This is a genomic window from Paenibacillus sp. FSL P4-0176, assembly GCF_037975265.1.
GTDB lineage: Bacteria > Bacillota > Bacilli > Paenibacillales > Paenibacillaceae > Paenibacillus > Paenibacillus amylolyticus.
On record NZ_CP150242.1, the window covers coordinates 2061705 to 2075160 of the forward strand.

11 protein-coding genes are annotated in these 13456 nt (G+C 45.1%); 10 read left to right on the top strand and 1 reads right to left on the bottom strand.

Features of this window, described 5'->3' with window-relative positions:
- The first annotated feature begins 25 nt into the window (after positions 1–25).
- From aroF to MKY95_RS09655, 5 genes are all read left to right on the top strand, one after another.
- Complete coding sequence (gene aroF, locus MKY95_RS09635) at positions 26–1090, top strand: 3-deoxy-7-phosphoheptulonate synthase (RefSeq protein WP_036610039.1); 1065 nt, start codon at positions 26–28, stop codon at positions 1088–1090.
- Positions 1091–1503: 413 nt separating this feature from the next.
- Positions 1504–2928 carry a type I glutamate--ammonia ligase gene (gene glnA / locus MKY95_RS09640; RefSeq protein WP_036669830.1) on the top strand — a complete coding sequence of 475 codons (1425 nt, stop codon included), beginning with the start codon at positions 1504–1506 and terminating at the stop codon, positions 2926–2928.
- Positions 2929–3290: 362 nt separating this feature from the next.
- Entirely contained in the window at positions 3291–4379 is a 1089-nt protein-coding gene (gene serC, locus MKY95_RS09645) for a 3-phosphoserine/phosphohydroxythreonine transaminase (protein WP_076318316.1), read from the top strand.
- 97 nt (positions 4380–4476) lie between these two features.
- A complete protein-coding gene (trmL, locus tag MKY95_RS09650; protein WP_076318317.1) occupies positions 4477–4944 on the top strand; it encodes a tRNA (uridine(34)/cytosine(34)/5-carboxymethylaminomethyluridine(34)-2'-O)-methyltransferase TrmL in 468 nt (155 codons plus the stop codon).
- 167 nt (positions 4945–5111) lie between these two features.
- Positions 5112–5366 carry an AbrB/MazE/SpoVT family DNA-binding domain-containing protein gene (locus MKY95_RS09655; RefSeq protein ID WP_036610032.1) on the top strand — a complete coding sequence of 85 codons (255 nt, stop codon included), beginning with the start codon at positions 5112–5114 and terminating at the stop codon, positions 5364–5366.
- Between the two features lie 101 nt (positions 5367–5467).
- Here MKY95_RS09655 and MKY95_RS09660 read toward each other — a convergent pair whose 3' ends face one another.
- The gene (locus MKY95_RS09660) at positions 5468–6385 is read right to left on the bottom strand and encodes a serine hydrolase (RefSeq protein WP_339198426.1); all 918 of its coding nucleotides are present in this window, start codon (positions 6383–6385) and stop codon (positions 5468–5470) included.
- A 473-nt stretch (positions 6386–6858) separates the two neighbouring features.
- Between MKY95_RS09660 and MKY95_RS09665 the strand changes: the two genes are divergently transcribed.
- The 5 genes from MKY95_RS09665 (at position 6859) to bglX (ending at position 13427) form a co-directional block, all read left to right on the top strand.
- Positions 6859–7623 carry an alpha/beta hydrolase family protein gene (locus MKY95_RS09665; protein ID WP_076318319.1) on the top strand — a complete coding sequence of 255 codons (765 nt, stop codon included), beginning with the start codon at positions 6859–6861 and terminating at the stop codon, positions 7621–7623.
- Between the two features lie 11 nt (positions 7624–7634).
- A complete protein-coding gene (locus MKY95_RS09670; protein WP_017689585.1) occupies positions 7635–8594 on the top strand; it encodes an ABC transporter permease subunit in 960 nt (319 codons plus the stop codon).
- A gap of 18 nt (positions 8595–8612) precedes the next feature.
- Positions 8613–9515 carry a carbohydrate ABC transporter permease gene (locus tag MKY95_RS09675; protein ID WP_036610027.1) on the top strand — a complete coding sequence of 301 codons (903 nt, stop codon included), beginning with the start codon at positions 8613–8615 and terminating at the stop codon, positions 9513–9515.
- 52 nt (positions 9516–9567) lie between these two features.
- Positions 9568–11163, top strand: a complete 1596-nt coding sequence (locus MKY95_RS09680; RefSeq protein ID WP_047842284.1) for an ABC transporter substrate-binding protein — start codon at positions 9568–9570, stop codon at positions 11161–11163.
- Positions 11164–11261: 98 nt separating this feature from the next.
- Positions 11262–13427: a beta-glucosidase BglX gene (gene bglX, locus MKY95_RS09685; protein WP_076318320.1), complete on the top strand. Its 2166-nt coding sequence runs from the start codon at positions 11262–11264 to the stop codon at positions 13425–13427.
- Positions 13428–13456 lie beyond the last annotated feature (29 nt).

The window sequence follows — 13456 nt, forward strand, 5'->3', positions numbered from 1 at the left end:
CATACAAGGAAGGATGGGAATTAATATGATCGTTATTGCAGGCAAAGCTACACCGGAGGAACAGATTCAGGATATCGTTGCAGTTATTGAAAAAGAAGGGCTTCAGGTGCATATCTCTCGCGGAGAGGATCGTACTATCATTGGTTTGATTGGTAAAGTTGAACCTAAAATGCAAGAGCATCTTCGCCAAATGAAAGGTGTCGAGAATGTCGTTAAAATCTCGAAGTCTTACAAATTGGCAAGTCGTGACTTCCATCCGGAAGATACGGTGATCTCCATCAAAGGTGTAGATATCGGCGGAAAAGAACTTGTTGTCATGGGCGGACCATGTGCGGTTGAATCCGCTGCACAGATTGATGAGATTGCCGGGCTTGTGAAAGCTGCTGGTGGGCAAGTGTTACGTGGGGGAGCATTTAAGCCTCGTACGGGTCCTTACAGCTTCCAGGGAACGGGCGTAGAGGGATTGATCATGATGGCGGAAGCAGGCAAGAAACATGATCTGCTGACCATTACAGAAGTCATGACACCTGAGTATGTGGATATTTGCGCCGAGTACGCAGATATTCTGCAAGTAGGTACACGTAACATGCAGAACTTTGACCTGCTCCGCAAATTGGGTGAGTGTGGCAAGCCGGTATTGTTGAAACGTGGTTTCAGTGCGACATACGATGAATTGTTGAATGCGGCTGAATACATTCTTGCGGGTGGTAACCCAAATGTTATGCTGTGTGAACGTGGTATTCGTACGTTTGAATCCTACACACGGAATACGTTGGATCTGTCAGCGATCCCTGTTCTGCAGTCTCTGAGCCATTTGCCGGTTATTTCCGATCCGAGCCATGGTACTGGACGACGTGAACTGGTGGAACCGATGACAAAAGCTTCTGTTGCTGCAGGTGCCAATGGCCTGATCATTGAAATGCATACCGATCCGGATAACTCCATGACAGGAGATGGTGTGCAGTCTTTGTTCCCTGACCAATTCGCCAACCTGCTGCAGGATCTGGAGAAATTGGCACCAATCGTGGGTAAATCATTCAGCACAGCCAAACAACCGGCAGAATTTTTCCCGGCACGTGTAGGCGTGTAATAAGAATTTCATAGTCAAGGTCTGGATCATCATCCGGGCATCTCCTCTGATCTCGTTCATTGCAACGGAATCAGATAGATGCTCGGTTTTTTGCATATTTTGCAGTTTTGAACGTATTTATTAATCAATAGTGATAAGAAACATTTATGATGTGAAGTTTTTCCCATGATTTAGGTTAAAATAGAGGGCGCTTTACCGCATTAAACCAGTTAAATGTATGTAAAACTAGTTGTTATATGAATTTATGTTATTTATAAAGTGTGAGTATATCTAACATCCCTTCAAAAAATACCTTACATAAGTATTGACGATGTCATGTTTTAAAATTTATAATGACGACAGAAAAAAATTCGAATTTAGACATTTTCTTAGTGGGGTTGTTTAATGTTCGGAATATTTGGGAGGACGAATACATGTCGGTTGAAAACGTATTGAAATCAATTCAAGAGAACAACATCGAGTGGGTAGATTTTCGTTTTGTAGATTTAGCTGGTCGTGCACATCACATCTCGTTGCCAGCTTCGGCTGTTGATGCAGACACGTTCGTAAATGGAGTAGCTTTTGACGGTTCTTCTATCCAAGGTTTCCGCGGAATTGAAGAGTCCGATATGGTTATGATGCCAGACCCTGAAGCGACTTATGTCGATCCGTTCACTGCACACCCTACATTGAATGTTATGTGTGATATCTTCACTCCGGATGGCGAGCGTTATGAGCGTGACCCACGCAGCATCGCTGTTAAAGCAGAAGCTTTCCTGCAAGAAAGCGGCGTAGGTACAACAGCATTCTTCGCACCTGAATCCGAGTTCTTCATCTTCGACGATGTTCGTTATGAGAGCGGCACGAACAGCTCTTCCTACTTCGTAGATTCAGAAGAAGCTTCATGGAACACTAACCGTCAGGAAGAAGGCGGAAACTTGGGCTTCAAAGTTCGTACTAAAGGCGGATATGTTCCAGTAGCACCAGTGGATACACAACAAGATATTCGTAGCGAAATGTGTCGCCTTTTGGAAGAAGCTGGCCTGTCAATCGAGCGTCATCACCATGAAGTGGCGACAGCGGGTCAAGCCGAAATCAACTTCCGTTTTGATACACTGAAGAAAACAGCAGATAACCTGCTTGCATACAAATACATCGTGCACAACACTGCACGTCAATATGGCAAAGTAGCAACATTCATGCCAAAACCATTGTTCGGTGATAATGGTAGCGGAATGCACGTTCACCAATCCATCTTTGATGGCGATTCCCCATTGTTCTATGACAAAGCGGGATATGCTAACCTGAGTGAAATGGCTCTGCACTACATCGGAGGTATCCTGTACCATGCTCCGGCACTGATCGCTTTGACTAACCCTAGTACGAACTCGTTCAAACGTCTCGTACCTGGTTACGAAGCACCAGTAAACCTGGTTTACTCCAAAGGTAACCGTTCCGCAGCAGTTCGGATTCCGGTTGCAGCTGTGACACCGAAGGGTTGTCGTATCGAGTTCCGTACACCAGACTCCACAGCTAACCCTTACCTGGCATTCTCCGCAATGCTGATGGCGGGTCTGGACGGAATCAAACGTAAAATCAATCCAACTGAGCTTGGATATGGTCCGCTCGACAAAAACATCTATGACCTGTCTGATGCAGACAAAGAAAACATCCGCAGTGTGCCAGCTTCCCTGGAAGAAGCACTTGATGCATTGGCAGCTGACAACGAGTTCTTGACTGAAGGCGGCGTATTCACGAAAGACTTCCTTGATAATTACATCAACCTCAAACGTGATGAAGCGAAAGCAGTAGCGATCCGCATTCATCCGCACGAGTACAGCCTCTACTTCGACTGCTAATCGGTCGGGGTCGGAACAGTTCTTGTTCCAACTTAAAGCCTCCGGGACACGCTCTCGGAGGCTTTTCCTTGAATTAAACAATGTAGTGCTTTAACTTTGCAGGGTGATAAAGGAATTTGATGACCTGAATTCAACACTTCAGTGCATATTACCCTTGAAGCAGATAGAGAATACTGATATCATAGCGATAATATTCACTTTGAGTGCATTTTGCACAAATCCATAGAGCGACTTTCAATAAGTAAGATATAGATCAAAATGTTTCAATTTGTCTATATCTTATACCCGTGAGCGATTCTAATCGAATTGTGCAAAATGCTGTTTGTATGTCAGAGTTACGGATGGAAAGGGCGGGGGATTTTGTGACAAAAAGAGCGTATAACTTTAATGCAGGACCTGCGGCGTTACCACTTGAGGTACTGGAGCGTGCACAGGCGGAATTTGTAGATTTTCGTAATACAGGCATGTCGATTATGGAGATGTCTCACCGTGGAGCGGTGTATGAGTCTGTACATAATGAAGCTCAGGAGCGGTTGTTGTCGCTTCTAGGCAATCCAAAAGGATACAAGGTTCTCTTTCTGCAGGGCGGTGCAAGCACTCAGTTCGCGATGTTGCCAATGAACCTGCTCGGTGCAGGGCAGACTGCAAGTTACGTGATGACTGGCAGCTGGGCGAAGAAGGCTCTGTCTGAGGCGAAGTTGATCGGCGAGACACATGTTGCTGCATCTTCAGAAGCAGAGAAATTTATGAAATTGCCGGATGTTTCGAATCTGAGTTTGCCAGAACGTACGGCTTATGTGCATCTGACTTCGAACGAAACGATTGAAGGTACGCAATTCAAGTCGTTCCCGGATACCGGTTCAGTACCTCTGATTGCGGACATGTCGAGTGATATTTTCTGTAAACCATTTGATCTTAATCAGTTCGGCATGATCTACGCGGGTGCACAGAAGAACCTGGGTCCATCCGGAATTACGGTTGTAATTGCTCGTGAGGAACTGGTGAGCGAATCGCCTAAAACGATTCCAACCATGCTTCGTTACAGCACACATGTAGATAACAATTCCCTGTACAATACGCCACCATCCTTCTCAGTATATATGGTGAATGAAGTATTGAAATGGATTGAAGAACAGGGCGGACTGGCTGGTATTGAGCAAAAAAATACGAAAAAAGCGGAATTGCTCTATAACACAATTGATGGTTCCGGTGATTTCTACCGTGGTTGTGTGGAACAAGAAGATCGTTCCCTCATGAATGTAACCTTCCGTCTTGCTTCTGAAGAATTGGAGAAAAAGTTCATCAAGGCTTCGGAGGAAGAAGGATTTGTAGGTTTGAAAGGACATCGCAGTGTGGGTGGTCTCCGTGCCTCCATTTATAATGCTGCTCCTTATGAAAGTGTTAAGGCACTGACAGACTTCATGAGCCACTTCCAGAAGACAAATGGATAATTAAGTATAGGGAGCCTTCCACATTGACGTGTGGAGGGCTTTTCTTTAAGATTAGAGGGTTGTCGTCAACATGAAATGAAAAGGAGATTGAACACATATGGCTTTACACATCGTTCTGGTTGAACCAGAAATTCCGGCGAACACAGGCAATATTTCGCGTACTTGTGCGGCAACCGGTACCCATCTGCATCTCGTACGTCCACTTGGATTTCGAACAGATGATGCTACATTGAAACGTGCAGGGCTGGATTACTGGCATGCTGTCCATATTGAATACCACGACTCATTTGCTGAGGTTCAGGAAAAATATCCGGAAGGTCGTTTCTTCTATGCAACTACGAAGGCCAGGAACCGATATAGTGATTTTAATTTTCAGGATGGGGATTTCCTCGTTTTTGGTAAAGAGACTAAAGGCCTGCCACCTGAATTAATTGCTGCGAATCCCGATACATGCATGAAAATGCCAATGACTGGTGACGTTAGATCATTAAATCTGTCCAATTCGGCAGCAATTATTGTATATGAAGCGTTACGTCAGCTCAATTTCCCGGGGTTAGAAGGATAAATTTTGGTTATAAATGACGGCTAGAATTCGGAAAAAAAACATTTTTCAAAAAAAAGGACAAAAAATGTTTATTTCCAGCAGGATTCGACAAAATCTTGGCGAATCTATAAACATAGTACAAATGTACCTAGAAATTTAGAGTAAGATAGGAGAGGTGTGCCGTAGCTATGAAGCCAGCTGGAGTAGTTCGCAAAGTTGACCAATTAGGTAGGATCGTATTGCCTAAATCTTTGCGTAAAAGGTATCAAATGAATGAGGGAGATCCTGTAGAAATCTTAGTACAAGGGGACCATATTATCTTGGAGAGATATCGTCCAAAATGTATTTTCTGCGGATCCATCGAGGAAGTCAACGAGTTCAAAGAGCGTTACATATGCGCACAATGTTTAGATGAAATGACTCAGCTTCCACAACACGGATAAGAAATAACGTCATGGGGTCCATTGACCCCGTGGCGTTTTTTTTGTTTTATTCTCAATTGAATGGCATAATTGCAATTTGAAAAAAAGATAAAATACGTATACTAACGCTGGGTGTAAAGGGGTAAAACCTCATTCCACACGGCATTCAGGATGCCTTGCATATTTTCTTCCTCACTATTAATACATATGACAGCTTCCTTTGAGGAAATTACGATACACAACTGACCATAGGCGCCATCGGCGCGGTAAGCATCATGGGAACACATCCAGAACTGATACCCGTAACCTTTTCCCCAATCACCGTCTCCAGTCGTTTCGATCTGCTGGGACGTGGCCTGTCGAATCCAATCCGCAGGTACAAGCTGTGTGCCTTCCCAATGGCCCTCCTGCAACAGTAACTGTCCAAATCGACTCAGTTCCTCATTACTTATCCAAAGACCTGCACAGCCAAGTGTTACCCCCAGTGGAGAGGTTTCCCACTCTACATCATGAATGCCAAGTGGATCAAATAATCGTGGAGTCAGGTAATCTTTCACGGTTTGGCCGGTAGCAGCCTGTAGCATGGCCGAGATCATAAACGTATCCCCGCTGCTATATGTAAATTGTTCTCCAGGTACCCGGTCCAGAGGAAGAGACATATAATATTTCGCCCAGTCCTTTTCGGTCAATGAAGCTCGTTCATCAGCCCAAAGAGGGGGAGAGTCATGACCCGAAGTCATTCGGAGAAGATCACGCAGTCTCAATTCTTGCGGCGATGGGAGATTGCGTTGTGCAACGGGTGCATGATCATAAGAGAAATAATCACCAAGTGTCGCATCCAGATGTATCAGACCTTCTTCAAGAGCAAGACCAACGGCCATACATGTGAAGGATTTACTGATGGAATGTTGTACCCTGCGCTGATCATTATCCCGGTCCCAATGGGCAAGCAGATGCCCTTTTTGTAATATGCGAATGGAAAAAACGTTCAATTGTTGCTCCGTAATCGTATGAATGAAACCTTTGAGTTGCTCAGACATATTAACCTCCCTAATATCAGGTGAAACCTGAGTAAAATCGGTTGGTGAAACGTTTCCGTAATTCGAATGCAAAATCAGAACCCATGTTAGTATAAACCTGGTTTGGTGTCAATTAAAGTTGTAATAGCACTTACTAAATTTTCATTTTTTCGTAATAATAGTGTCTTTGGACGCAGATTTAGACTTAAAAGAGCATTTTTTCGAGAAAAAAACGCGAAATTTGTAAAAAGGTTATTGACAGGATTTACTCATCGGGCTTATGATTTATTCGAAACGATTCGAAGAAATCGCTTCCACATTAAAAGTGTTGTAATGAAGTCCATGTGAATCAACGTTGGCTATGTTTTGAAACGATTCGAGAAAATCGTTTCGATAACCCATCGTAATACAAGGGAATCTACAACAGCCTGCAATCCAACGCCAGAGAAACGAATGAGTAAAGACAGCAGGCGATGATGAGAGGAGTTACATTTATGGCACATATAACGATCGAAACTGGATCGCCAACCTTATGCATGAATACCAGCATACATGTTGTGTCCAGTGACTCCGGAGAGACTTCAGGCGGTACACTATATCTGTTGCACGGGGCAGGCGATAATGCGAGTACCTGGCAACGGTTAACCACAATTGAGATGTATGCAGCGCAATATGGCTGTACGATCATTATGCCGGAAGCGAATCGAAGCTATTACACCGATATGGAATACGGCCTGAATTACTTCCACTACATCACTCAGGAGTTACCTGAAATATGCAAGCGTCTGCTCAATCTGAATCCTGATCCGGAGAAAACATACGTTGCAGGTTTATCCATGGGTGGATATGGTGCACTGAAATGTGGACTAACTTATCCAGAGCGATATCGCAAAGTAGTGTCTCTATCCGGCGTAACGGATATCCAGACACGGCTTCATGATCCCCATATGCCAGCGACAATGATCAAGGAAATGAAAGCGGTTTTTGGAGAACGTTTACAGGTAAAAGCCGATCAGGATATTTACGCACTGTCGGCCAAGTTGCTGGAACAGGGTGTTCCTTTACCGGATATCCTCAGTTGCTGTGGCGATAGTGACCCCTTTGTAGAGATGAATCGCGACTATGCGAAATACATGCAGGGGACTGCCTTTGATTTTCGGTATGTGGAGACGCCGGGGGCTCATGAATGGAGATTTTGGGAGCACCACCTGAGAACGATGTTTGATTTTCTGTACAACGACAAGACCATAGTAGAGTGAGGAGATGCAATGTGAAACCTGCAGCCGAAGGACCTAGCAAAAAGCTGAAGGGAAACGTGAAGGGCAATTCGCTCTGGACTGAAATCTGGAAGCACCGAATGACATACACCCTGCTTATTCCGGGGCTTGTCTGGCTAATTCTGTTTGCCTACATGCCGATGGGTGGCCTGTCTCTGGCATTCAAAGATTACAAGGCCAACCTGGGCATCTGGGGAAGTCCATGGAGCGGATTCGAGAACTTCAAATATGTTTTCCGTGATCCAACCTTTATCGACGCAGTATGGCGTACGCTGTACATCAATATTCTGAAACTGATTATTCAGTTCCCGTTCCCGATCATTCTGGCGCTGTTGCTGAATGAATTGCGGATGCGCAGAGGAAAAAAATTGTTCCAAACCGTTCTTACATTCCCGCACTTCCTTTCCTGGATCATCGTATCCGGGGTAGTCATCAATGTGCTGGCATATGACGGACTGGTAAATAGCGCGCTCGGATTACTCGGATTGCCAACGATTAACTTCCTGGGGTCCGAATCCAACTTTGTACCCATGTTGCTGTTGACTGATATTTGGAAATCAAGTGGATGGGGCGCGATTATATTCCTGGCTGCCATTTCCGGTATTGATCAGGATCAGTATGAATCAGCACAGATTGACGGGGCTTCCCGTATGCAACAGATGTTCAAAATTACTTTGCCGAACATCCTTCCAACCATCACAATCATGTTTATTCTCTCGGTTGGTGGATTGATGTCTTCCGGGTTTGACCAGATCTTCAACTTGGCAAATGCCGCTACCAAAAATGTATCGGAAGTACTCGATGTATATATCTATCGGATTACGTTCCAGTCATCTACCGATTTCTCATTCTCGACAGCGGTCAGCTTGTTCCGTTCCCTGGTGAATATGGCCTTGCTGCTTCTTGCTGACAGATTTGCCAAGTGGCTTGGCGGAGACGGTTTGTTCCGATAAGAGAGGAGGAAAAATGAGATGAGCAAGAAAGCTAACAAAAAACCGAGAATTGGTACAGAAAAAATGACACTTCTCGATTACATTATTTTCGCCGTATTACTAGTGCTTGCCCTGATGATCCTGATTCCGTTCTGGAATGTCATCATGATTTCGTTTGCAACACAAAAAGAATATGCTGACAATCCATTTTTGATGTTCCCTAAAGAATGGACATTGGATTCCTACAAGGCATTGTTCGCTGACGGAACGATTCTGACGGGGTACAAAAATACAATTATATTGCTAGTCATCGGCTTGCCACTCAGCTTGTTCCTGACAACAAGCATGGCATATGGCCTTAGTCGCAACAAATTTCCGTTTAAGAAATTTCTCTTTTTCCTGGTACTGTTCACCATGATCTTTAATGGTGGTATCGTACCGCTGTACCTGATCATGAAATCACTTCATCTTACAGGTACGCTGTGGTCCGTTATCCTGGCGGGAAGCTTCAGTGCGTTTAACATGATTCTGATGATGAACTACTTCTACACCTTGCCTGAATCGCTGATGGAATCGGCGAGACTGGATGGAGCAGGAGAGTGGAGAATTTTGTTCTCCGTTGTTCTTCCGCTGGCTACACCAATTATGGCTACAATCACGTTGTTCTACGGTGTAGCTTACTGGAACAGTTGGTATGATGCGATGATATTCCTTCGGAAAGCGGATCAGTTACCGCTCCAGAATGTACTCCGAAATATTATCGTGACATCTACGACGAATGCATCCAATGCATCCAGTGTGGATGCTGCCCAGGCAAGCAACTTCTCAATGGGTATGAAGATGGCGGCCGTATTTGTCACCATGGTACCAATTATGTGTTTCTTCCCAATGCTGCAAAAACACTTTGCCAAAGGGGTATTAACAGGGGCAATCAAGACCTGATATACGTATAGGATTTTGCAATAAAATTCTACTAAAAACATGGGGGTAAAACATGAAAACGAAAAAAAAGTTGTCAGTAAGAGCTCTCTTTGCCATCACGCTTAGTGTAGTTATGCTGATGGTGACCGCTTGTTCCAGTCAAGGAGCTTCAGGTGGTAACGAAAAAGATGCAGAGGGAAATTACAAAGACAACCTGACCATCTCTGTAGCTAACCTGACAGAAATCAAAAACGGGAACCTGGATAATGACTTCCACAAGTTCTGGACAGACAAATTTAATGTAACTTGGGACTACAACTATATCGATTGGGATTCATGGGGCGAGAAACTTCGTCTGTGGATCAACTCTGGCGACTTGCCGGATGTAGCGGTATGGAACTACGTACATGGCGATGCCATTAACAGCATTGAACAAGGTTTGTTCTACAAATTCCCGGATGACTGGAAAGAACGCTGGCCTAACGTGGCAGCAGCTTACAATTTGACGGGTCTTGGAGACAAGTTGGAAGAATTGACAGGTGGAACATATGTCCTGCCTAGACCAATCTATTTCGAGAACAAACCGGCTGACCCACTCACGAACCAAATTGGTGTCATTGCGCTTCGTAAAGACTGGGCTGAAGCGGTTGGTTTTGAACTGAAAGATGCTTATACAACAACCGAATTGAATGAATATGCTGCGCTAGTGAAAGAAAAAGATCCAGGCAAAGTGGGTAACAAACTTGTACCTCTGTCCTACAATGCGGCAGATGCTATGACAAACATGATTATGCCAAACAGTGTGCATGCCATGACTGACTCTCCGTTCTACAAAGGTGAAGATGGCCAATTCCACTGGGGACCAGCAGATCCTGAAACGCTGACAGGACTTAAATTGATGCAAAAAGCCTATAAAGACGGACTGCTCAATCCTGAGTTCTACACATGGAAAAACAATGAAGGTCAAAACAACTTCAAAGTAACAGGTACAGCTGCTGTAACAAGTCTGGGCGGACTGGCTTCCTACAGACAAGGTCTGGATTCCGATATGAAAAAAAATCTGGGTGTAGATAGTGATGAACTGGTACACACAGCAATCGTAGTAGGCGATGACGGGAAATACCGTAACATGGAACAAGCCAACTTCTGGTCTGCATTGATCTTCAATCCGGACATCAGTGACGAGAAATTCGAACGGATCATGGATCTGATCGATTACTCCGCAACAAAAGAAGGACAGTTGCTCATCAACATGGGCTTTGAAGGAAAAGATTGGAAATATGATGAAAACAACGAACTCGTTAGCTTGTTGCCAGAAGGAACGGTATTGGAAGATAAATACCCAGCACGTTTCGAAGGTCTGTACCTGCTCGGTGACGACTTCAGTGTTGTAAACCCTGCAATCAAAAAAGATTACCGTGATAGAGCCGTGAAATTGTTCGAAGAAAAAGCAAAACTTGGTACAGAAGGCAAATCCCTTGCACCATACGATTGGGATGTCAACCTGTACGATTCCAAAGCTAAGAGTCAGGCTTCATTCGACTACCAGAATGAATATGCCAACTTGATCCTCAAAAACGGAGATCTAGAGGCAAACTGGAAAGAATGGGTAAACAGTAAAATGTCCCTGGTTCAACCTTATCTGGATGAGCTAAACGATAAATTCTAGTAATCATTCAGTAATTAATTTTGAACCCGGTGCGCGGTCTCTCCCCGAACGCAGCCGGGTTCTTTATTTCAACAACTTGTAGTGGAGGATACGATCAGATGAATAACGAGCAGTTGTTAGACCTGGTGAAACAGATGACGTTGGAGGAAAAAACAGCTCAGCTTCTTCAGTTGACTGCCAACTTCTATGAAGGAACAAATGTTGAAGGTCAGATCACAGGGCCGATGGAAGAGATGGGAATTACGGAGCAGTCCGTAGATGCCAGTGGGTCCATTCTGGGGTTGTCCGGTGCGCAGGCCATCATTGATGTACAGCAAGCTTATATGCAAAAAAGTCGTTTGGGCATTCCGCTTTTGTTCATGGCTGACGTAGTTCATGGATTCAAAACCATTTTCCCGATTCCACTGGCGATCGGTTGTTCATGGGACACAGAACTGGCTGAGAAAAGTGCTGAAATTGCAGCACGTGAATCAGCTGTATCCGGTTTGCATGTTACCTTTGCACCTATGGTGGATCTGGTTCGTGACCCGCGCTGGGGCCGTGTGATGGAAACGACAGGAGAAGATCCTTATCTGAACAGTTTGTTCGCGGCTGCGTTTGTACGTGGATATCAGGGCGACAGCTTGAAGGATGAGCCAGATCGTCTTGCAGCCTGTGTTAAACACTTTGCGGCTTATGGAGCGGCTGAGGGTGGTCGGGATTACAATACGGTGGACATGTCTGAGCGTAACCTGCGTGAGTACTATTTGCCAGCGTACAAAGCAGCGTTGGATGCGGGCGTGGAAATGGTCATGACTTCGTTCAATACGGTTGACGGTATTCCGGCAAGTGGCAATGAGAAGTTAATGCGCGGTATTTTGCGTGACGAGTGGGGCTTTGATGGTGTATTAATCTCGGATTGGGCTTCCATTCGCGAAATGATTGCGCATGGCGCTGCGGAAGATGATCGTGAAGCGGCATATCGTGCCATTCGCGCAGGAGTAGATATGGAGATGATGACACCTTGTTATGTGCATCATTTGCCTGAACTGATTGAGAGTGGTGAAGTGGATGAGAAGCTCATTGATGAAGCCGTTCTGCGAATTCTGCAACTGAAAGAAAAGCTGGGATTGTTCGATAACCCACTTCGTGCAGCTGATCCTGAACGTGAACGTGAGATTGTATTCTCCAAAGAGCACCGTCAGGTATCGTATGAACTGGCAACGAAATCAGCTGTCCTGTTGAAGAATGATGACAGTGTGCTTCCACTTCAACCTGACGCTAATGTAGCCCTCATTGGTCCTTTTGCACAGAGTCCTGATATTCTGGGCTGGTGGTCCTGTGAAGGAGTTAAGGAAGATGCAGTTAAGTTGGGAACAGCTCTGCAAGAACGCCTGACGGGTGGGAAAGTTCAATTCGCTCAAGGCAGTAATGTTCATACGATTACAGCTGAGCAGATTGCCGAAGCCCTGGAAGTGGCAAGCAAAGCAGATCTGATTGTCCTTGCTCTTGGTGAAGACTCCGAGATGAGTGGAGAAGGTGGATCACGTACTGATATTCGTCTGCCGGCAGCCCAATTGGAATTGGTTAAACAGCTCAAAGCAGCGGGAAAACCGATTGCCAGCGTTATTTTCAACGGCCGTCCATTGGATCTGCATGGTGTAATCGATGAATCGGATGCCGTTCTGGAAGCCTGGTTTCCGGGTAGTGAAGGCGGAGCGGCGATCGCAGATGTTCTGACAGGTGTAGTGAATCCATCTGCACGTCTGACGATGTCTTTCCCGCAGTCCGTAGGTCAGATTCCGGTCTATTACAACCATTTCAATACAGGTCGTCCACTGAACCCGGAGAAGACGGAAGAACGTTATGTCTCCAAATACATTGACAGCCCGAATGAACCTTTGCTTCCGTTCGGTTATGGTCTCTCGTACACTTCGTTCTCTTATGGTGATCTTGAAGTGTCAAGTAACGAGATGACTGCCGAAGAGTCCCTGAGCATCCAAGTACGTGTAACAAACACGGGTGAGCGCGCAGGCGTAGAGACCGTTCAGTTGTACGTTCGTGATGTAACGGGTGAAGTCGTTCGTCCTATGCGTGAGCTGAAAGGATATGTGAAACTTGCACTGGCGCCAGGCGAGAGTGGTACAGCCACATTTACGTTAAATGAAGAACAGCTTTGTTATCACCATTCCGATTTAAGCCACCGCAGTGATCGAGGCGAGTTCCATATTCTTGTGGGTGCAAACAGTCGGGATACTCAGAAGAAATCATTCAGACTTGTTTAATCTTGTGAATGTAAAGAGTAATGTGTCAG